The sequence below is a fragment of the Brevundimonas aurantiaca genome (assembly GCF_014199955.1).
GTDB lineage: Bacteria > Pseudomonadota > Alphaproteobacteria > Caulobacterales > Caulobacteraceae > Brevundimonas > Brevundimonas aurantiaca.
The window spans coordinates 410,997-432,192 of sequence record NZ_JACHOQ010000001.1 but is presented as its reverse complement, the minus strand read 5'-3'; the positions used below and the strand labels follow the sequence as shown (position 1 = coordinate 432,192).

The 21,196-nt window shown below is 67.3% G+C and carries 17 protein-coding genes; 11 read left to right on the top strand and 6 right to left on the bottom strand.

What is annotated here, in order from left to right; genetic code table 11:
* Window positions 1-77: 77 nt before the first annotated feature.
* From GGQ93_RS02135 to GGQ93_RS02110, 6 genes are all read left to right on the top strand, one after another.
* Window positions 78-971, top strand: coding sequence for a glycine--tRNA ligase subunit alpha (locus GGQ93_RS02135; protein ID WP_224764277.1), 894 nt, complete (start codon window positions 78-80; stop codon window positions 969-971).
* Window positions 968-1,426, top strand: coding sequence for a DUF2314 domain-containing protein (locus tag GGQ93_RS02130; RefSeq protein WP_183214970.1), 459 nt, complete (start codon window positions 968-970; stop codon window positions 1,424-1,426). Before GGQ93_RS02135 ends, GGQ93_RS02130 begins: the two co-directional genes overlap by 4 nt.
* Window positions 1,426-3,501: a glycine--tRNA ligase subunit beta gene (gene glyS, locus GGQ93_RS02125; RefSeq protein ID WP_183214969.1), complete on the top strand. Its 2,076-nt coding sequence runs from the start codon at window positions 1,426-1,428 to the stop codon at window positions 3,499-3,501. The genes GGQ93_RS02130 and glyS overlap by 1 nt, the downstream gene beginning before the upstream one ends.
* Window positions 3,502-3,699: 198 nt before the next feature.
* The gene (locus tag GGQ93_RS02120; RefSeq protein WP_221233495.1) at window positions 3,700-5,766 is read left to right on the top strand and encodes a capsule polysaccharide biogenesis protein; all 2,067 of its coding nucleotides are present in this window, start codon (window positions 3,700-3,702) and stop codon (window positions 5,764-5,766) included.
* 28 nt (window positions 5,767-5,794) lie between these two features.
* Window positions 5,795-6,946 carry a beta-ketoacyl-ACP synthase III gene (locus GGQ93_RS02115; protein ID WP_183214968.1) on the top strand — a complete coding sequence of 384 codons (1,152 nt, stop codon included), beginning with the start codon at window positions 5,795-5,797 and terminating at the stop codon, window positions 6,944-6,946.
* Between the two features lie 136 nt (window positions 6,947-7,082).
* Window positions 7,083-7,343: a hypothetical protein gene (locus GGQ93_RS02110; RefSeq protein WP_182713300.1), complete on the top strand. Its 261-nt coding sequence runs from the start codon at window positions 7,083-7,085 to the stop codon at window positions 7,341-7,343.
* 66 nt (window positions 7,344-7,409) lie between these two features.
* Here the strand turns inward: GGQ93_RS02110 and GGQ93_RS02105 are convergent, their stop codons facing one another.
* The 4 genes from GGQ93_RS02105 to GGQ93_RS02090 form a co-directional block, all read right to left on the bottom strand.
* Window positions 7,410-7,937: a porin family protein gene (locus GGQ93_RS02105; protein WP_054766462.1), complete on the bottom strand. Its 528-nt coding sequence runs from the start codon at window positions 7,935-7,937 to the stop codon at window positions 7,410-7,412.
* Window positions 7,938-8,195: 258 nt separating this feature from the next.
* Window positions 8,196-10,874 carry a pyruvate, phosphate dikinase gene (gene ppdK, locus GGQ93_RS02100; RefSeq protein WP_183214967.1) on the bottom strand — a complete coding sequence of 893 codons (2,679 nt, stop codon included), beginning with the start codon at window positions 10,872-10,874 and terminating at the stop codon, window positions 8,196-8,198.
* A gap of 183 nt (window positions 10,875-11,057) precedes the next feature.
* The gene (locus GGQ93_RS02095) at window positions 11,058-12,500 is read right to left on the bottom strand and encodes a right-handed parallel beta-helix repeat-containing protein (RefSeq protein ID WP_183214966.1); all 1,443 of its coding nucleotides are present in this window, start codon (window positions 12,498-12,500) and stop codon (window positions 11,058-11,060) included.
* Window positions 12,501-12,518: 18 nt separating this feature from the next.
* Window positions 12,519-14,024 carry a tetratricopeptide repeat protein gene (locus GGQ93_RS02090; protein ID WP_183214965.1) on the bottom strand — a complete coding sequence of 502 codons (1,506 nt, stop codon included), beginning with the start codon at window positions 14,022-14,024 and terminating at the stop codon, window positions 12,519-12,521.
* Window positions 14,025-14,272: 248 nt separating this feature from the next.
* Between GGQ93_RS02090 and msrC the strand changes: the two genes are divergently transcribed.
* The 4 genes from msrC (at window position 14,273) to GGQ93_RS02070 (ending at window position 17,727) form a co-directional block, all read left to right on the top strand.
* Window positions 14,273-14,782 (top strand): free L-methionine (R)-S-oxide reductase MsrC, encoded by a 510-nt coding sequence (gene msrC / locus GGQ93_RS02085; RefSeq protein WP_183214964.1) that lies wholly within the window; start codon window positions 14,273-14,275, stop codon window positions 14,780-14,782.
* A 37-nt stretch (window positions 14,783-14,819) separates the two neighbouring features.
* On the top strand, window positions 14,820-15,494 hold the full coding sequence (locus GGQ93_RS02080; protein ID WP_224764275.1) for an SDR family NAD(P)-dependent oxidoreductase: 675 nt from the start codon (window positions 14,820-14,822) through the stop codon (window positions 15,492-15,494).
* On the top strand, window positions 15,494-16,339 hold the full coding sequence (locus tag GGQ93_RS02075) for an HpcH/HpaI aldolase/citrate lyase family protein (protein ID WP_183214962.1): 846 nt from the start codon (window positions 15,494-15,496) through the stop codon (window positions 16,337-16,339). The genes GGQ93_RS02080 and GGQ93_RS02075 overlap by 1 nt, the downstream gene beginning before the upstream one ends.
* Before the next feature lie 68 nt (window positions 16,340-16,407).
* The gene (locus GGQ93_RS02070; protein WP_183214961.1) at window positions 16,408-17,727 is read left to right on the top strand and encodes an Hsp70 family protein; all 1,320 of its coding nucleotides are present in this window, start codon (window positions 16,408-16,410) and stop codon (window positions 17,725-17,727) included.
* A 12-nt stretch (window positions 17,728-17,739) separates the two neighbouring features.
* Here the strand turns inward: GGQ93_RS02070 and GGQ93_RS02065 are convergent, their stop codons facing one another.
* A complete protein-coding gene (locus GGQ93_RS02065) occupies window positions 17,740-18,273 on the bottom strand; it encodes a MarR family winged helix-turn-helix transcriptional regulator (RefSeq protein ID WP_183214960.1) in 534 nt (177 codons plus the stop codon).
* A gap of 79 nt (window positions 18,274-18,352) precedes the next feature.
* Here GGQ93_RS02065 and GGQ93_RS02060 point away from each other — a divergent pair, with 79 nt between their 5' ends.
* On the top strand, window positions 18,353-19,846 hold the full coding sequence (locus GGQ93_RS02060) for a serine hydrolase domain-containing protein (RefSeq protein ID WP_183214959.1): 1,494 nt from the start codon (window positions 18,353-18,355) through the stop codon (window positions 19,844-19,846).
* Window positions 19,847-19,983: 137 nt separating this feature from the next.
* On the opposite strand, the gene GGQ93_RS02055 is transcribed toward GGQ93_RS02060, so the two are convergent.
* Entirely contained in the window at window positions 19,984-21,072 is a 1,089-nt protein-coding gene (locus GGQ93_RS02055; protein ID WP_054766452.1) for a hypothetical protein, read from the bottom strand.
* Window positions 21,073-21,196 lie beyond the last annotated feature (124 nt).

Sequence of the window (21,196 nt, the reverse complement as noted above, 5' to 3'; positions counted from 1 at the left end):
ATCCCCCGCGCGTGTTGAAGCGCGCGGCGCCGGGCCCTATGGTCCGCCGTCTTTTTTTAGCCCCTCCCGAGCCCGATTTGACCACCTCGACCGAGCCGCTCGCCTTCCAGGACCTGATCCTGACCCTGCACCGCTATTGGGGCGAGCAGGGCTGCGCCATCCTCCAGCCCTATGACATCGAGGTCGGGGCCGGCACCCTGCACCCCGCCACCGTCCTGCGCGCGCTCGGCTCAAAGCCGTGGAAGGCCGCCTATGTCCAGCCCAGCCGCCGCCCCGGCGACGGTCGCTATGGCGAGAACCCGAACCGTCTCCAGCACTATTATCAATACCAGGTCATTCTGAAGCCGAACCCGGACAATCTTCAGGAGCTCTATCTCGGCTCGCTGGCGGCGATCGGGATTGATCCGAAACTGCACGATATCCGCTTCGTCGAGGATGACTGGGAGAACCCGACCGTCGGCGCCTGGGGCCTGGGCTGGGAGGTCTGGTGCGACGGCATGGAAGTGACCCAGTTCACCTATTTCCAGGGCGTCGGCGGCATAGAGGTCGATGTGGTCTCGGGCGAACTGACCTACGGGCTGGAGCGTCTGGCCATGTATGTCCAGGGCGTGGACAACGTCTATGACCTCAAGTTCACCAAGGAGGGCCTGACCTATGGCGAGGTCTTCCTGGAGAACGAACGCCAGCAGTCGGAAGCCAACTTCCACGGCTATGACGTCGACGGGCTGAAACGCCGGTTCGAGGATATGGTGGCTGAGGTCTCGCGCCTTCTGGCCCTGACCGGACCCCAGGGCCAGCCCCTGGTCCTGCCGGCCTACGACCAGGTGCTGAAGGCCAGCCACCTGTTCAACCTGATGGACGCCCGCGGCGCCATCGCCGTCGCCGAGCGCCAGAGCTACATCGGCCGCATCCGCGAACTCTGCAAAGCCTGCGCGACGGCCTATGTAGAGCGGGAACGGGGGGAAGCGTGAGCTTCTGGTCGTTTTTAAAGCGCAATAAGGCGGACACGCCGATCGACACATCCGAAATTCGCGACCGGATGATCCTCGCGACAGCTGAGGCGCTGGAGACTCTGCCGCTGTTCTGGAGCCGCTTTGATCTCGCGTCCAACAAGTACGATTTTCTACTAAAACTGGCTTTACCGACGCCAGATGACGGCTACGAATACGTGTGGGTCGATTGGATCGCAGTGATCGGCGATCAATACGAAGCCAGCCTTGCGAACGAGCCTGTAAATCTCCCCGGACGCCACGCGCGAGATCGTGTGACATTCACCCAAGCTGAAATCATCGATTGGGCCTATCCCGCCGACGCTGGCTACTGCGGTCATTTCACGACCCGAGCGATGTTGTCGCTTCTTGATCCCAAAACTGCGGCTGAAGTGAAGAAGACTCTGGCGGCGAACCCGATTGAATCTGTGAACTAATGCCCCAACTCCTCCTCGAAATCTTCTCCGAAGAAATCCCCGCCCGCATGCAGCAGGGCGCCGCGCGGGATCTCGACCGCATGGTCTCCGACCGGCTGAAGGCCGCCGGCCTGACCTGGGACGCCCTGACCACCTATGCCGGCCCGCGCCGCCTGACCCTGGTGATCGACGGCCTGCCCGCCGCCACGCCCGACCGCGAGGAGGAGATCAAGGGGCCCAAGGCTTCGGCGCCGGAACAGGCGCTGGAGGGCTTCCTGCGCAAGACCGGCCTGACCCGCGATCAACTGACCGAGCGCGACGGCGTCCTCTACGCCGTCCTGTCGTCCAAGGGCCGGGCCACGACCGATCTGATCGCCGAGACGGTGGATCAGGTCATCCGCGCCTTCCCCTGGCCCAAGTCGATGCGCTGGGGCTCGGGAAGCCTGCGCTGGGTCCGTCCGATCAAACGCATCCTGTGCCTGTTCGACGGCAAGGTGGTCCCGTTCGAGATCGACGGGATTCAATCCGACGCCATCACCGAGGGCCACCGTTTCCTCGGCTCGGGCCAACTTCTGAAGGCCAGCGACTTCGTCGACTACCGCACCCAGCTGGAGCGGGAGTTCGTCCTGCTGGATGTGGCGGACCGCAAGCTGCGCATTCTGGAAGAGGCCAAGGCCGCCTGCGCCGCGCGCGGCCTGGTGCTGGTCGACGACGACGGCCTGCTGGACGAGGTGGCGGGCCTGGCCGAATGGCCGACCCCGATCCTGGGCGACATGGACCCGCAGTTCCTGGCCCTGCCGCCCGAGGTCGTGCGCCTGTCGATGAAGGTGCACCAGAAATATTTCGCCGTCCGCAGCTCTCCCCCCTCTGGGGGGAGCACCCGCGAAGCGGGGGAGGGGGGCGCGCCCCAACTGGCCCCCAACTTCCTGGTCGTCGCCAATGTCGAGGCCACCGACGGCGGCAAGGCCCTGGCCGCCGGCAACAGCCGCGTCCTGTCCGCCCGCCTGAACGACGCCCGCTTCTTCTGGGATGAAGACCAGAAGGTCGGCTTCGACGCCTGGAACGAAAAGCTGAAGGGCGTCACCTTCCACGCCAAACTGGGCACACTGGCCGAGCGGGTCGAGCGCATCGCAGCGCTCGCCCGCGAGATCGCCCCCCTGGTCGGCGCCGATGCGGATCAGGCCGAGACCGCCGCCCGCCTGTGCAAGGCCGATCTGGCCAGCGGCATGGTCGGCGAATTCCCCGAACTGCAGGGGATCATGGGCGGCTATTACGCCCGCCTCGCCGGCTATCCCGACGCCGTCGCCGACGCCGTCCGCGACCACTACAAGCCGCAAGGCCCCGCCGACACCGTCCCGACCGCGCCCGTCACGGTCGCCGTCGCCCTGGCCGACAAGCTGGACACCCTGGTGGGCTTCTTCGCCATCGACGAAAAGCCCACGGGCTCGAAGGACCCGTTCGCGCTGCGGAGAGCGGCGCTGGGCGTGATCCGTCTGGTGCTGGAGAATGGGGTGCGGTTGTCTTTGGGCGGCGTCCTGTTTGGCGTGGCTGTCGCAAGTAAATTCGGCGCTCCGACGGGTATACTTGCCTTCTTCGCCGACCGCCTGACCGTCCTCCTCCGCGATCAGGGCCAGCGCCACGACCTCGTCGCCGCCGTCTTCGCCCTGGGCGACGACGACCTTGTCCGCATCGTGCGCCGGGTCGAAGCCCTGGCCGCCTTCCTCGCCACCGACGACGGGGCCAATCTGCTGGCCGGCTACAAGCGGGCCTCCAACATCCTGCGCGCCGAGGAGAAGAAGGGACCGGTTCCGACCGGCATGGTCCAGACCGGCCTGCCGAACCAGCCCGAGGCCGAGACCACCCTGGCCTTCGCCGTCAACGCCGCCCGCACCGCCGTCGAGACCGCGCTGGAGAGCGAGGACTTCGCCGCCGCCATGACCGCCCTGGCGGCCCTGCGCGCGCCGGTCGACGCCTTCTTCGAGGCGGTGATGGTCAACTCCGAGGTTCCCGAAGAGCGCGACAACCGCCTGAAACTGCTGGGCCAGGTGCGCGACGTCATGGGCCAGGTGGCGGACTTCGGCCAGATCGCGGGCTGAGCCGGGCCCCCTCCGTCGGCTTCGCCGCCACCTCCCCCAGAGGGGGAGGATTTCCGTCATCACCGCGCATTCCTCCCCCCTTGGGGGAGGGGGACCGCCGCGCCTCTTGCGCGGTGGTGGAGGGGGCCTGACGCAGACGAGGTCTAGCCCGCCGCCCCCAACCGCCCTAAACCTCGCGCTCACGCCGTCGGACCCGCCTTGACCCCAGCCTCGGACATCGCCGCCAAAACCCCCGCCTGGGTCTGCGCGCCCGGCGTGCTGAAGGTCCCCTTCCTCGATGTCTTCCTGAACGACTACGACCTGCGCCGCCTGCCGGGCGATCAGGTCCAGGCCGTGCTGGGCTGGGGCCTGAAGCCGACCGCCGCCGCCGGTCGCCGCTGGGCGGAAGCGAACAACCGCCCCTATGTCGCGCTGGAAGACGGCTTCCTTCGCTCGGTCGGCATAGGGGAGGCGGGGGCGGCCAGTCTCAGCCTGATCGTCGATGATCTGGGCGTCTATTACGACGCCACCCGGCCCAGCCGGCTCGAACACCTGATCCAGACCGCCGACACCTGGTGCGACGCCGCCACCACCGCCCGCGCCCGCGCCCTGATCGACCGGATCGTCGCTTCGGGCGTGTCCAAGACCAACATGGGCGGGCCGCTGGACCCCGGCCTGCTGCGGCCCGGCCGCCGCGTCCTGATCGTGGACCAGACCTTCGGCGACGCCTCCATCGGCTACGGCCTGGCGACGCAAGACAGTTTCGACGCCATGGTCGCCGCCGCCCGGCGCGACGAGCCTGAGGCCCAGCTGATCGTCAAACGCCATCCGGCGGTGGCGGCGGGTCGGAAGCGGGGCTGCGTCACTGACCTGTCCGGCGTCACCCTGGTGGACGCCGACGTGCGGCCGGCCGACCTGCTGGCGGCGGTGGACGCCGTCTATTGCGTCACGTCTGCGTTGGGGTTCGAAGCCCTGTTGCGGGGCCTGCCGGTCCGCTGTTTCGGGGCGCCCTTCTATTCCGGCTGGGGCCTGACGACCGACGCCGTGGACACGGGCCGACGCGGCGTGGCGCGCTCGGTGGAACAGGTCGCCGCCGCCGCCCTGATCGCCTACAGCCGCTATGTCGATCCCGTCACCGGCGAGCGGTGCGAGGCCGAACAGGCGCTGGAGCGGCTGATTGCGCTCCGCGACCGGGCCGACCGGCTGGCGGGAAACTGGTCCGCCGTCGGCTTCGCCCCGGCCAAACGCCCGCCGGTGCGCCGCCTGCTGAACTCGCCCAAGGCGCGGATGCGCTATTTCATGTCGCCGTCGCGGGCCGCCGCCCATGCCGCCGCGACCAATGGTCGGCTGATCTGGTGGGCGGGCAAGGAGAGCGAGGCCGTGCGCCGGGCCGCCGCAACCTTTGACGGCCCGGCCGTTCGCATGGAGGACGGCTTCATCCGTTCACGCGGCCTGGGGTCCGATTTCGTCGGCGCCCTGTCGGTCGCCCTGGACGATCAGGGCGTCTATTACGACCCCTCGCGCCCGTCGCGGCTGGAGACCCTGATCCAGACGACGGACGCCACGCCGGAGCAGCTGGCTCGCGCCGCTGCGCTTCGGACCCGCATCGTCGAGGCCGGCCTGTCGAAATATAATCTGAAGGGGCAGGCGCCGGCGGACTGGCCCAAAGACAGGAGTGGCGATCGCGAAGTGCTGCTGGTCGTCGGCCAGGTGGAGAACGACAAGTCGATCCTGCTGGGCTGCGAACCGGACCTGAACACCAACTCCGCCCTGGTCGAGGCGGCGCGGGCCGATCACCCGGACGCCTTTCTGGTCTATCGCAACCACCCCGACGTTCTGGCGGGGAACCGGCCCGGACGGCTGGACGCCTCGGCCCTGGCCTCGGTCGATGCGGTTGCGGACGGGCTGGACATCATCGACTGCCTGAACGCCTGCCGCCGGGTCGCGACCCTGACCTCCCTGACCGGATTCGAGGCCCTGATGCGGGGTCGGGCGGTGTCAGTCTATGGCCGGCCCTTCTACGCCGGCTGGGGCCTGACCGACGACCGGCTGGGCTTCGAGCGCCGCACCCGGCGCGCCACGGTCGATCATCTGATCCTGGCCGCCCTGATCCACTATCCGATCTATGTCACGCCGACGGGCTGGCCCTGCGAGGCCGAGGATCTGGTCCAGGCCCTGATCGCGGCCCGCGATCTGCCGCCGCCCCCGGCGCCGCGCGGCCAGGTGCAACGCTGGGCCGCCGGGATCATCGCCAGTCTCGACCGCAGGCCGCCGCCGTCCTATTGAAGGCGTTCGCAAAGGAAACTGTCTACCCGTGCAACACGCCGTCATCGCCGCAACCGGCCTCTTCACCCCCGAACAATCGGTCTCCAACGCCGAACTGGTCGACAGCTACAACGCCTGGGCCGACGGCTGGAACGCCCGTCACGCAGATCGGATCGAGGCGGGGGAACTGGAGGCCAAGCCCCATTCCTCGCCCGAGTTCATCGAAAAGGCCTCGGGCATCAAGCAGCGGTTCGTGATGGACAAGGCCGGGGTGATCGACCCCGCCCGCATGGCGCCCAACCTGCCCGAACGCAGCAATGAGGAGCTGTCGATCCTGGCCGAGATGGCGGTCAAGGCCGCGCGCCAGGCGATCGAGGCCTGGGGCAAGCCGGTCAGCGAGATCGGCGCGGTGCTCTGCGCCGCCTCCAACATGCAACGCCCCTATCCGGCCATGGCCATCGAGGTGCAGCAGGCCCTGGGGATCGAGGGCTTCGCCTTCGACATGAACGTGGCCTGCTCCTCGGCCACCTTCGGCATCAAGACGGCGGCCGACTTCATCGCCGGCGGCTCGGTCAAGGCGGTGCTGATGGTCAATCCGGAGATCTGCTCCGCCCACCTGAACTTCACCGACCGCGACAGCCATTTCATCTTCGGCGATGTGGCGACCGCCGTGATCGTGGAATCCTCGGACACCGCCGGACCCGGCGGCTGGGACGTGCTGGGCACGCGGCTGAAGACCGTCTTCTCGAACAATATCCGCAACAATTTCGGCTTCCTGAACCGCAACGCGCGCGACACCGACCATCTGGATTCGCCGGTCGCCGACGACAGCGTCCAGAACGACAAGCTGTTCATCCAGCAGGGCCGCAAGGTGTTCAAGGACGTGGTGCCGATGGTCTCGGACATGATCGTCGATCATGCCGGCGAACTGGGCCTGGATCCGCAAGAACTGAAGCGGCTGTGGCTGCACCAGGCCAACATCAACATGAACCAGCTGATCGGCAAGAAGGTGCTGGGTCGCGAACCGTCGTCGGAAGAGAACGTCATCATCCTGGACGACTACGCCAACACCTCCTCGGCCGGCTCGATCATCGCCTTCCACCTGCACAATGACGGCTTCGTCCCCGGTGAGACCGGTCTGATCTGCAGCTTCGGCGCAGGGTACTCGGCCGGGACCGTGTTCGTGCGCAAGCGTGGCTAGGGTGACGAAACCAAAAGTTTCGACCGGCGTTACGGCAGGTTAATCCCGATCTGCGACGATAATTTCTGAGGCCACGCTTGAATCCGGCGGCGGATTTTGCGAGGCGTTCGATTGTCGAGAACAGGGGAGTTCCCAGATGGCTCAGACGACGCCGAAGACAGTGCTGGAAAGCCTGGCTCAGGATATCGCCGCCGTGCTGAAGAGCATGGGCGGCTCGGCTCATCAGAATTTGGTCGTTGACTGCGTTGCGGCCCTAAGACGCCAGCGCGGCGAGGCGGTGGACGCCCAGGCCCTGCGTCAGAAGATCATCGAAGCCTTCGAACAGTACCGCGACTGGTTTGTGCGTCCGTTCGGCGAAGGCTCTCAGCGCTGGGCCCTGGCCCGCGATTTCGCCTGAAGTCCTGAAAGCAAAAGGCGCGCCCCTTTCGGAGCGCGCCTTCTTCAATCCGCCTGATCGCCGGGATCAGAAGCGACGGATGTAGCTGAGCGAATAGGCGTCCGCCTCGCCCGCGTCGTCACGGTAGTCGCGACGGGTCCAGTCGGCCCGCAGGCCGTTCACGCCGTCCAGATAGTAGTTGGCGCCGGCGCCGTAGTTCCAGCTGTCGCCGCCCACGTCGGTATTGGCGCCGGGGAACTCCTGCTTCAGCTCGGTGTGGCCGTAACCGCCGCGGGCGAACAGCTCCAGCTTGTCGGAAACCGGCACCTTGCCGACCACATAGCCCGCCGCGTCCCACTCGTGCTTGGTCGTCCCGTCCACGCCGGCGACGGTGAAGTCGTCGTCCTTGACGCCGACCGAAGCCTCGGTCTCCAGCGCCAGGTAGCGGTTCAAATTGACGCCCAGGCGGCCGGTCACGGCGCCGGTGGTGGCGTTGTCGCCTTCAAGATGAGTATAGCCCAGTGATCCGTAACCACGCGGTTCAGGATTGGTTTGAGCAAAAGCCGGAGCGGCGATTGCGGAAACGGCGACAGCAGCGAGAAGAATGTTGCGCATTGTTTCTTATTAACTCCTAGATGTGATGACCGGTTGGATCATCAGCCCCATCCAGCGAGTGCTTAAATAGGTGAGGGCGTTCTCTGTTCCAGGCGCCGCTGGAACGGATCGTCGTCTGTGGACGGAGAGACACACACTGTGTTCGGCTAAGTAAGACGGAAATGCGGCGCGCAATGAAAAGAGGCGGCGCCTCGCAGCGCCGCCTCTGATTCCATTTCATTCCGTCATCCTGGGGCTCGCCCCGAGGAGGAGGGGCGACTACCGATCCTTTTCGCGCTCACCGCTCAGAGCCGCCTGGGCCGCCGCCAGGCGGGCGATCGGCACGCGGTAGGGCGAGCAGGAGACATAGTCCAGGCCGGCCTTTTCGCAGAAGGCGATCGACGACGGATCCCCGCCGTGCTCGCCGCAGATGCCCAGCTTGACCTCGGGGCGAACCGCACGGCCTCGTTCGGTGGCGATCTCGATCAGGCCGCCGACGCCGTCCTGGTCCAGACGCACGAAGGGGTCCGTCTCGAAGATGCCCTTGTCCAGATAGGCCTGCAGGAACCGCCCCGAATCGTCGCGGCTGATGCCGAAGGTGGTCTGGGTCAGGTCATTGGTGCCGAAGCTGAAGAACTGGGCGTGCTCGGCCAGATCGCCCGCGCGGATGGCGGCGCGGGGCAGTTCGATCATGGTGCCGACCAGATAGTCGACGCTGTCGCCGGCCTCGGCGAACACCGCCTTGGCCGTGCGGTCGGTCAGTTCGCGCAGATATTTCATCTCCAGACCCAGGGCGACCAGCGGGTGCATGATCTCCGGGATCGGCGCCTGGCCCGAGCTCTTCTTCACCTCCAGCGCCGCCTCCAGCACGGCCCGGACCTGCATCTCGTAGATCTCGGGATAGGCCACGCCCAGCCGGCAGCCGCGGTGGCCCAGCATGGGGTTGGTCTCGTGCAGCTCCTTGGCCCGGCGCTTCAGCTTCTCGGCGTCGATGCCCGAAGAGGCGGCCAGGGCGTCGATGTCCTCTTCCGTATGGGGAATGAACTCGTGCAGCGGCGGGTCCAGCAGACGCACCGTCACCGGCAGGCCGGCCATGATCTCGAACAGTTCGACGAAGTCCGACTTCTGGAACGGCGCGATCTTGGCCAGGGCCGTGCGGCGCCCGGCCTCGTCGTCGGCCAGGATCATTTCGCGCACGGCGGCGATCCGGGTGTCGTCGAAGAACATGTGTTCGGTCCGGCACAGGCCGATGCCCTCGGCGCCGAAGCCGCGCGCGGTCTTGGCGTCCAGCGGGGTCTCGGCGTTGGCGCGCACCTTCAGGCGGCGCACCTGGTCGGCCCAGCCCATCAGGGTCTGGAAGTCGCCGGTCAGTTCCGGCTCGATCATCGGCACGGCGCCGTCCAGCACCTCGCCCTTGGAGCCGTCGATGGTGATGATGTCGCCGGTCTTGAAGGTGCGGCCGCGGGCGTTGAAGACGCCCTTGGCCTCGTCGATGTGGATCTCGCCGGCGCCGGAGACGCAGGCCCGGCCCATGCCGCGCGCCACCACGGCCGCGTGGCTGGTCATGCCGCCGCGCGCCGTGACGATGCCGCGCGCCGCATGCATGCCGTGGATGTCTTCCGGGCTGGTCTCCTCGCGCACCAGGATGACGGCCTCGCCCAGGCCGGCCAGACGCTCGGCCTCGTCGGCGTCGAACACGATCTTGCCGGTCGCGGCGCCGGGCGAGGCGGGCAGGCCGGCGGCGATGACGGTGCGGGGCGCCTCCGGGTCCAGGGTCGGGTGCAGCAGCTGATCGAGCGCCGAGGGCTCGACCCGGCTGACGGCTTCTTCCTGGCTGATCACGCCTTCCGCCGCCAGATCGACCGCCACCTTCAGCGCCGACTTGGCGGTGCGCTTGCCGTTGCGGGTCTGCAGCATCCAGAGCCGGCCCTGTTCGACCGTGAACTCGATGTCCTGCATGTCGCGATAATGGCTCTCCAGCTTGCCGACCACCTCGACGAACTGGCCGAACACCTCGGGCATGGCCTCTTCCATCGAGGGGGCGGTCTCGCCCATCTCCTCGCGGCCGATCCTGGTCAGGGACTGGGGCGTGCGGATGCCCGCGACCACGTCTTCGCCCTGGGCGTTGATCAGGAACTCGCCGTACAGCCGCGCCTCGCCGGTCGAGGGATTACGGGTGAAGGCCACGCCGGTCGCCGAGGTCTCGCCCATATTGCCGAACACCATCGACTGGACATTGACGGCCGTGCCCCAGCTTTCGGGGATGTCGTGCATGCGGCGATAGAATTTGGCCCGGTCATTCATCCAGCTTTCGAACACGGCACCGACGGCGCCCCACAGCTGGTCCTTGGGATCCTGGGGGAAGGGGTGGCCCAGCTCGCGCTCGACCACGGCCTTGTAGTCCTCGACGACCCGCTCCCAGTCCTCGGCCTTCAGATCGGTGTCGACGCTGACGCCCAGCCGGTCCTTGTGGGCGTCCAGCACCTCTTCGAAATCGTCGTGGCTGAGGCCCAGGACCACGTTGGAATACATGGTGATGAAGCGCCGGTAGCTGTCGAAGGCGAATCGCCTGTCGCCCGACAGTTTCGCCAGGCCTTCGACCGTCTGGTCGTTCAGGCCCAGGTTCAGCACCGTGTCCATCATGCCGGGCATCGAGGCTCGCGCGCCCGAACGCACCGAGACCAGCAGGGGGTTGTCCACGTCGCCGAAGGTCTTGCCGACCACGCCCTCGACCTTGGCCAGGGCCGTCTTCACCTGGTCTTCCAGATCGGCCGGATAGGTCTCGCCGTGGGCGTAATAGTAGGTGCAGACCTCGGTGGTGATGGTGAAGCCGGGCGGGACGGGCAGGCCCAGGGCGGACATTTCCGCCAGGTTCGCCCCCTTGCCGCCGAGAAGGTTCTTCATCGACGCGTCGCCGTCGGCGGAGCCTCCGCCGAAGCCGTACACCCACTGAGTCATCTTAAGCCCCTGAGCTTTGTCTTAAGGTTCGGCGGGTTGACCCGCTCGCACATGCGGCCTGCTCTAGCGCGGCGAAACCGGCTTGACCATGGCGTTTGTAACAAAGCGTGAGCCTGAAACCGGTTTCCGAACCTCGGTTTTTCGGATCACGCCGAACCGGCGGACTGCGCCGTACAGGGACGATTACCAGCCGCGCCCGCCGCGACTCCAACGATCATCGCCAAAGTAGCGGTTGTCCGGCACATAGCGGCCGTCCCGATCATACCAGCCGTAGCCCTGCTGGTACCGATCATAGCCGTTCAGGGGATAGCCGTAGTCATAGTACTGACCGTCTTCGGCCTCCCACCAGTCGCGGGGATAGGGGCTGTATTGGCAGTCATAGCCGCGGTCGCCGCCGCCCCATGACGGCGCATAACGGTCGCGATAGCGGTTTTCGAAGCGGGGGCGACACAGGTCGCGCGACCACACCCGATTGTCGCGGGCCTCGATGCTGGCGCGCGGCTCACCATAGATGGCGTCGCGAACGCCGGCGAAACTGTTGCCGGTGATCACGGCCCGCCCCGAGGCGGCGGCGACCCCGACCTGATCCACGCGGACGCGGTTCTGATCGAACAGAAGCTCGCCGTTATAGAGGACCGCGCCCTTGTCGCCCTTGCAGATCCGGCTGTTGGAGACCGAGACCGAGGCGCCCTCCACCGCCACCCCTTCGACATAGCCGCAGATCTTGGCGTTGCTGACGGCCACCTGGCCGTAGTCGCGCGAGGCCCGGACGATCAGGCCGATAGCGCGGGGGCCGAAATTGTTCGGTTGTTCCGAGCCGATCAGGGTGACCGAGGTCAGGCTGGACGGGCCGGTCGATCCCGGCGTCAGGTCCACGCCCGAGACGGCGCCGGTGATGGCGGTCTCGTACAGGGTGACGGCGGCGCCGTCGGCGACCACGGCGGCCGAGACGGTGCGGGCGTCGATCAGGGCGTCGCGCAGGTCCAGAAGCCCGCCGTCGACATAGATCGCCGCCTCGTCGCCCGCGTGGCGGAAGCCGACCCGGCTCATGACGATTTCAGCCCCATAGCCGATCACGCAGGCGGCGTCGCCGGCGTGGGGCGAGGCGAAGACCAGGTCGCGGACCTCGACTCGGACACCGGGGGCGGCGGTCAGACAGGGCAGGCCGTCGGGCGCCTGGAGGGTGGGCGTCGCCGCATCCCAGCGGCGCGGATCAAAGCCGCTGTCGCCGATGATGGTCATCGGCTTGTCGATGTTCAGCCAGCCGACGCAGGCGCCGGCCCGGGCCCGGATGATGAGAGTGCCGCCCGGACGCACCCGCTGGACCGCGCTCTCGATCGCGCCCGAGCCGGGATTGCCGCCGCAGTCGACCAGTACGACCTCTTCCTGATGCGGGGGACGGGGCAGGGGGCGCCAGTCGGGACCGCGATAATGACCATAGTCGTAGCGGCGATGGGCGCGGGGCCGGGCGCGGGTCGGCGGGTCCAGCAGGACGCCGAAATTGGGCCGGGTCTGGGCCTCGACCTTGGCGGCGACCTGGGCCTGGACCGGGGCGGGCATAGCTCCCAGGGCGGAAAGGGCGAAAACCGCCAGGAGCGAGACTTTCGCGAGCGAGCGGATGTTCATGCGACCAGACCCTCCCATTTAGCGGCGCTGTTGTTGGGCGCGGGACACCTGGGACAACAGGGCCTGCAAGCGCGAGGCCGAGGGGCCGAAGCCCGACAGCGCGGATTCGATGCGGTAGGCGACGGCCTCGGCCTTGTCCTGATCGGCCACCCCGGCGACGCCGAGGGCGAAATAGGTGGACATGGCGAACTTGGCCTCGGGGCTGCCCTGGCGGGCCGCCTCCTCGAACCATTTGAACGAGCGGGCGTAGTCGGCGGGCAGGCCGATGCCTTCGGCGTACATGACGGCCAGGACCAGCTGGGCCTCGGACGAGCCGTTGACGGCGGCCAGCTGGATGGCGCGGACCCGCTCCAGCGGCGACAGCCGGCTTTCGGTCGCATGGCCGATCATGGCTTCGAAGGCCTCGATCTGCTGGCGGGACAGTTGCTCAGGGGCGGTGACGGCCTCGGGCGTCACGCCCAGATAGCGCAGGGCGCGGCCCACATGGACGAAGGGCAGTTCGCCCTGAAGCCGCGACAGGGCGTATTCATAGGCGTCGCCGCGCGGGCGGCTCTCGTCCGAGAAGGGCACGCCCGAGGCCGGGGCCTCCAACGGATAGAATTCGAACGGCGGGGTCCACTGACGCGCCTTGGCCTCGACGAAGCCCGCATATTGGGCGCGGCCGGGCGAGGAGCGTTCGAAGTCCTTCATCAGCACATAGGCGCCGACGTCGCCGGTCTGGACCGCCAGATAGTTGTAGAGATAGGCGTCGACGTCGTTCCTCTGGAACAGATTGACCGCCGCCCAGTAGCCGCCGCGCGAACGGGGCTGGCCCAAGCTCTTGCCCTCGGGTTTGCGGCCGAGCGCCTCGCGGGCCTCACGATTGTCGGCAGGTTCGCCGAACGGGCCATAGAGGCCGTCGTGGAGACGGGCCAGGGTGCGATAGCCCTCGGCGTCCTGGGTCGACAGGATGTAGATCACCCGGTCGCGCACCGCCTCCTGCTCCTGGCGGCTCATCCGCGACAGCTGGCGGTCCAGAACCTGATAGGCGCGGTGGCGTTCGAAGGCGCGGCAGTCGTCGTACTTCGACAGACGGCGCAGGCCGCCGCCGAACAGGCCGCCGCCCTGGGGTTCGACCCCGTTGATCGGGGCGTAGCCCTCGTCATTGGCCAGGGCCATGGCGTACCAGACCGAGCTTTCGATCGGATCTTCGATATTCTTGTCGGTGGCGCGGACGGCGGCGTAGCGCGAGCCCAGCTCCAGCTGGGCGAAGACGTCGCCGCGGAAGGCGGCGCGGCGCAGGTGGCGCAGACTGGCTTCCTGGGCGTTGAACTCGGACCCCGTGACCGAGGCCGGGCGGGGGCAGGACAGGGCGGCCTCGTTCTGGGCTCCTCGGCGCCAGAAGCCGGGGGCGCCGTCGCCGCAGCTGGCCAGAAGCAGGACGGCGATCAGCAGGACCAGAACCGCCACGGCGCCGCCGGCCAGGGGCATGCGATGCCGCTGGAGCTGGGATGGACCGTGACCGGCGTTGTCGTACTCGCCCATACCTTCCTATCGCTCCCGCAATCCCACTGGCCGACGCGACGCAGGACGGCGCGCCGGCGCCGACGGGTCAGACCGCCAAACATGGTTAACAATGTTTTGCGACAAAGCGGCGCCACAGCAAGCGGCAAATTTGGCTACGCCGAACCTTGTTGTGCGATTTCCGGTATTTAACAAATTGAACCCTGTGGACGAAGGCTCGCTTCCGGTGGCGGGGGCGCCTATATCGGCTGCGAATCGAAGGAGCGCCCATGTCCTATGTCCCCCGCGACGACCGCCCCGCCGACAAGGCGGACCGCTATGCCGAGGTCGAGGCCGAGATCCTGGCGGTGCTGGACGGGGAGCCGAATCTGACCGCGCGGATGGCGACCGTGGCCTCGATGCTGGCCGACGCCTTCGACCACTTCTTCTGGACCGGCTTCTACGTCGTCGCGCCGGACAAGACGCCGGATGGGGCGGACGAACTGGTGGTCGGACCCTATCAGGGGACGCTGGGCTGTCTGCGGATCGCCTTCGGGCGCGGGGTGTGCGGGACGGCGGCGGCGACGCGCCAGACCCAGCTGGTCGAAGACGTCCACGCCTTCCCCGGCCATATCGCCTGCGACAGCCGCTCGGCGAGCGAGATCGTCGTGCCTGTGCTTGACGTCTCGGGCGAACTGATCGCCGTCTTTGACGTGGATGCGACGACCCCGGCGGCCTTCGACGCCGTGGACCAGGCGGGGCTGGAACGCCTGATGGCCAAGGTCTTCGCCGCAGGCTGAGCCGACAGACGAGAGGGGCAAAGGGATGGAGGACGAGATGAAACGGGTGATCGCGATCACGGGCGGGCACGGGGTGCTGGGCCGGGCCGTGCTGGAGGCCGCCCTGGCGGCGGGGCTGGCGGTCGCCGTCATCGACCACGCCGAAGGCCATCCGGTTCCCGCCGGAGTGCTGGAGGTCGGCGGCGTCGATCTGACCGACCCGGCCCAGGCCGAGGAAGCCGTGGCCTCTGTCATCAGCCGCTACGGCCGGCTGGACGTCCTGGCCAATATCGCCGGCGGCTTCGTCTGGCAGACGACGGACGAGGCGCAGCCGGCCTGGGACCGGATGCAGGCCCTGAACCTGACCACCGCCCTGAACGCCAGCCGCGCGGCTCTGCCCTATCTGAAGGCGGCGTCGGACGGGCGGATCGTCAATGTCGGTTCGGCTGCGGCGCTGAAGCCGGGCGCGGGCATGGGGGCTTACGGCGCCGCCAAGCTGGGCGTCCACGCCCTGACCCAGGCCCTGGCGGAGGAGCTGAAAACCACGTCCGTAACGGTCAATGCGGTGTTGCCGTCAATCATTGATACGCCCGCCAACCGCAAGGACATGCCCGACGCCGATCCGGCCGCCTGGGTCGCCCCGGCCGATCTGGCGGCGGTGATCCTGTTCCTGGCCTCGCCCGAGAGCCGGGCCATGACCGGCGCCCTGGTTCCTGTCACCGGGCGGGTCTGATGTCGGGCGAACTGGCTCGCAGCGTCCTCTATCTGCCGGCCTCCAACGCCCGGGCGATCGAAAAGGCCCGGAACCTGGACTGCGATGTCGCCGTCCTTGATCTGGAAGACGCCGTGGCGCCCGAGGCCAAGATTGAGGCGCGGGTGGCCGCCGTGGCGGCGGTGAAGGCGGGCGGATTTCGTCCCCGTCTGGGCGTGCGGATCAACGCCCTGGACACCGACTGGGGCGAGGACGATTTGGACGCTCTGGCTCAGGCGGGCGCCGGCCTGATCGTCGCGCCCAAGGTGGAGACGGTCGAGACCGTCTACGCCCTGTCGGCCCGCGCGCCGGATGCGGCCCTGTGGGCCATGATCGAGACGCCGCGCGGCCTGATCGCCCTGAATGAGATTGCGGCGGCGGGCGGGGGGCTTCAGGGGCTGATGCTGGGGGTCAATGACCTGGCCAAGGCCCTGGGGACGGGCGCGTCGCCGGATCGCGAACCGTTCAAGCCCTGGCTGGCGGCCCTGGTGGTCGCGGCGCGGGCGCACGGACTGCTGGCCATCGACGGGGTGTTCAACCGGATCGAGGACGTCGACGGCCTGGCGGCCGAGGCGGCGCAGGGCCGGCTGTACGGCTTTGACGGCAAGAGCCTGATCCACCCGTCCCAGATCGCCGCCGCCAACGCCGCCTTCGCCCCGTCCGAGGCTGAGGTCCAGGCGGCGCAGGCGGTGGTGGCGGCCTTCGCCGCGCCGGAAGCCGAGGGGCGAGGCGCGATCCGGGTGGGGGGCGCCATGGTCGAACGTCTGCACCTGGGCCAGGCCGAGGCCTTGCTGGCGCGACACGCCGAGGCGACGAACCGCCGGTAGAGCCGCGATCCGGCGTTTCCTAATCCGCCGGGACACTGTAGGAAGCCCGCCCTTCGAGGAGCCGGGTCATGACCACGCCGCAGCCGATCACGATCGGCATAGACTTCGGCACGACCAATTCGGTCGTGGCCCTGGCCGATCCTGCGACCGGCGCCGAGCTGGTCCGTTTCACGGTTGACGGGGCGGGCGGCGTCTCCACCTTCCGCTCGGCCCTCAGCTTCCAGTTCCATCCGGCCGAGGACGGCGGCCGTCCCGAACGGGTGGTCGAGGCCGGACCCTGGGCCATCGAGGCCTATGTGGACGATCCGGTGGACACGCGCTTCATTCAGTCGTTCAAGACCTTCGCCGCCAGCGCCGCCTTCACGGAGACCCGCATCCACGACCGGCGCTATACGTTCGAGGATCTGCTGTCCGCCTTCCTGCTGAAGCTGCGCCACCATGCGGGGGCCGCCATGGCCGATCTGCCGCCCCGCGTCATCGTCGGCCGCCCCGTGACCTTCGCCGGCAATCGGCCCGACGAGGCCCTGGCCCTGTCGCGCTACGAGACGGCGTTCAAGCGGCTGGGGTTCGAGGACGTCCGCTACGCCTATGAACCCGTCGGCGCCGCCTTCTATTTCGCCCGCACCCTGGAACGGGACGCCACCGTCCTGGTCGCCGACTTCGGCGGCGGCACCAGCGACTTCTCCATCGTCCGGTTCGAACGCACGCCCGAGGGGCTGAAATCCACGCCCCTGGCCCAGTCCGGCGTCGGGGTGGCCGGCGACGCCTTCGACTATCGGATCATCGACCATCTGGTCTCGCCCGAACTGGGCAAGGGCAGTTTCTACACCAGCCTGGGCAAGACCCTGCCGGCGCCCCAGCGCTATTATTCCGCCTTCGCCCGCTGGGACCAGCTGGCCCTGCTGCGGGCGTCGCGCGACATGCGCGACATCCGCGCCCTGGCGACCACCTCGCTTGAGCCCGAGAAGATCGAGCGGCTGATCGAGGTGCTGGACGACAACCACGGCCACGCCCTGTACCGCGCCGTCTCCAGCCTGAAACAGGATCTCTCCCGCGACGAGACGGCCGACTTCCGTTTCGTCGCGGGCGGGGTGCGGATCGAGGCGACGGTGACGCGGGCCCAGTTCGACGCCTGGATCGCCCCCGAACTGGCCGAGATGGAGGCGGCGCTGGATCAGGCCATCGACCGCTCCGGCCTGGACCCCTCCGCCATCGACCGTGTCTTCCTGACCGGCGGCACCTCCCTGACCCCCGCCGTCCGCGCCCTGTTCACCCGCCGCTTCGGCCCCGACCGGATCGAGACCGGCGGCGAGTTCGAATCCATCGCCGCCGGCCTGGCCCTGATCGGACTGGAGCCGGACGTCGAACGCTGGACCCAGGGCGGCTGATCCGCAGCAGCCTCAGTCTTCCGCCGCCGTCATCAGGCGGCGCAACACCGTCTCCGCCTCCCGTCTCTGGGTCGGGTCCAGCGGGGCCAGCGCGCGTTCGGCCATGGCGAAACGCGGGTCTATGAAACCCTCGACCAGGGTCAGACCTTCCGGCGTCAGCTGCGCCAACAGGCGTCGGCGGTCTTCCTTCACACTGTGGCGCGACACCAGGCCTCGCGTCTCCAGACGCCGCAGGCAGGCCGTCAGGCCGCCCGAACTCAGCAGGACACGCTTAGCCAGATCCGTCGGCGACAGTTCGAAGGGCGCGCCGGCGCGGCGCAAGGTCGCGAGCACGTCATAGTCGGAATAGGACAGGCCGTGTTCGGCCAGCATCTGCGCCACGGCCTCTTCGTACCGTCGCCCCAGCCACAGGATGCGTCCCACGATGTTCAGGGCGTCGGCCTGGGTTTGGGGCCGCGCGTTTCGCCAGTCAGCCAGGACGGCGTCGATCACGTCCGGCGAGGAGGGGGTCTGGATCATGGGGGGAGGATAGGCGGTGAAAACCACGCGCACAAACCTTTGTGTAAAATATCTTGACGTAAAATAATTTGATGCAAAGATATCTGGATGTGACGGAGGATTTGACGTGGCTTTGAACAAGACCTGGCGCGCGGCTGCCGCAGCTGCCTGCGCCCTGCTGAGCGGCGCGTGCGCGACCTCGATCCAGGCCGCCCAGCTCCAGTCAGCCCCGTCACCGTCCGCCGTCGCACCCGATCTGAGCGCGGCCTTCGACGCCTATATGAAGGCGGCGGTGCGTAACGCGGCCTTCAGCGGGACCGTCCTGGTCGCCGCCCACGGGAGACCTGTCTTCCGGGGAAGCTATGGACTGGCGAACCGGGCCTTCGACGTCCCCAATGACACCGACACCGTCTATCAACTGGCCTCGGTCACCAAGCCCTTCACCGCCCTTCTGATCATGATGCTGCAGGAGGAGGGCCGGCTCAGCGTCGATGACCTGGCCTGCGACCACCTCGCCGACTGTCCCCCGGCTTGGCGGGCCGTCACCGTGCGGCAGCTGCTGACCCACACCTCGGCAATCCCCAACTACACCAGCCTGCCGGACTGGGACGAAACCCTGGACAGCCGAACCTACGGCCCGGGCGGCGTCGTGGCCCTGGTGCGGGACCGGCCGCTCGAATTCGCGCCGGGCCAGGGCTATCGGTACAGCAACACCGGCTACAACCTTTTGGGGACGATCATCGAACGGGTCGCCGGCAAACCCTATCCGGAGGTCCTGCGTGAGCGGATTCTGACGCCGCTTCACATGGACCACACGGTCTTCAACGCCTCTCGGCGGATCATCCCTCATCTGGCGACCGGCTACTATTCGATCGGCTCCGCCTTCATCGAGGCGACGCCGCAGTCGATGACCGGCGTCTATGGCGAGGCGGGGCTGAGCAGCACCGTGGACGATCTGTCGACCTGGGCCCAGGCCGTGGACGGCGGTCGGCTGGTCTCGCCCGCCTCCCTGGCCCAGATGACCGAAGGGGCGCGCAACAACTACGGCTTCGGCTGGGAGATTCGCACCTGGCACGGTCGCCGTATGGTCGGCCATGCGGGCAGCGGGCCGGGGTTTTCCAACATGGTCGCCCGCTTCCCCGAAGACGACCTGACCATCGTGGTCCTCAGCAACAGCGACGAGGCCAGCGGCGGCGGGACGGCCCGGGCTCTCGCCGGCCTCTACTTCGGCGAGGCGACGTCCTTGCCGGATGTTCAGCCCAAGACGGTGATCCTGGACGCGGTGATGGCGGGCGGGGCCGAGGCTGGAATCCGCCAGTATCAGGCCATGAAGGCGGCGCAGCCCTCGGCCGAAGCCTTCTCTACCGACGAACTTCTGGTCGAGATCGGCTATGAACTGTCCGGCCTGCCCGCGATGGAGGAGGCGCGCCGCCTGTTCGCCTTCACCCTCGAACAGTTTCCGCAATCGGCCTTCAGCCATGACGGCCTCGCCGACATTTCGGTGGCCGAGGGCGATTTTGCGGCGGCGATCGCCCATTTCGAAACGTCGCTGCGGCTTGATCCAGACAATGAGTACGCCCGCGAGGGGCTGAAGCGCCTAAAAGGCCTCCCTGAAAGCTGACGGCGAGCGCTGTCGGACCGAGTCTTCCGCGAGTTCGAATCCATCCCCGCCGGCCTGGCCCTGATCGGACTGGAGCCGGACGTCGAACGCTGGACCCAGGGCGGCTGAGGCTCGCGCTGCGCGTTCGGCGCGACGTCTCATTTCTTCGCAGGCTTCTCCGCGGTCGGGGCTTGCGGCTGAGACGGCTTGTCCGCCGTCGGCTGCCGCTCCTTCCAAGCGAACAGGTTCCGATTGTTCCAGGCGACGCGGATCGTCGCGGATTTGAACTCTCGCACCGCCACCTCATAGGTGGTGAAGGCGCCCTCATGGCAAGGCGGCAAGGCCAGCCGCATCGCCAGATTGTCCTTGATCAGGAAGGCGGAGATGTCTTCTGGAGACGGCGCGGTTTCAGAATGGAAAAGGAACCTCAGTTTTACGTTCGTCACCGGATATCGCATCGAAGATATGGAGTAGAACGGTTCTTTTGCGTTGTATTCATCGACCAGATGAATGACAGTCGTTCTCTTGACGATCACATTGAAGAATGCGCCGAAATTCTTGTAAATCGAATGTACTACCTGGTTGGGCAGTATGGTTATGAGCGGATTTCGAGGCAGGGATTCGTTGTAGATCTCGATCACATTGATCGATTTTTCGTTGCCCTGCTTTATGATTTCCCCCTTGATCGAGCGATGTCCGACCTGGGCGTCAAAGACTTGGTGGTCGGGGTCTATCGACGCCTTTTCCCCATCCACCTTGGTGGTCGAATGATAGGCGCCCACGTCGGGTTGGTTGGCGTGGAAGAATTGCTTCCTCGTCAAAATTGCCCGCTTCATGTCGGGCTCGGCGAAGCTTAGGGTGACGTCGGTCTCCAAAACCGACAGTGGGACGCGCGCATTGTCCCAGTATTCGATCGCCTGTCGAACCCAGATGCCCAGCACCACCAAGGGTATGACGCTCGCCGCCAAGAACAGATAGCCGCCGATCGGCACGTCTGGATAGATCGGCGTCGGGATTTGCAGGAGGGCGATGAAGGTGTCGACGGCGTCGTGGGTGCAGACCTTGGGCAGTTCGCCTGCTTGGCCCGCCGCAACAGCGTTCAGCCGGTGGGCCAAGGCAGGATCGCTGATCGCCACGCATTTTCCATACTCTCTGATCGGCGGCCAAAAGATCGCCGCCCAGCCCGCGATCCAGGTTATGGCGCCCGCCAACCAACCCAGCCTGTCCCACCACCTGCCTTTGAACATCACGCGCCTCCCGGTGGCATAAAGCTCGTTTTCAGCGAACGCGGCAATCCAAAAAGGAAGGGCCAAAAAGCAAAAAGGACAGGGCTGGTGAGGCCCTGTCCCTTTCACTCGCCGTTCGGCGAAA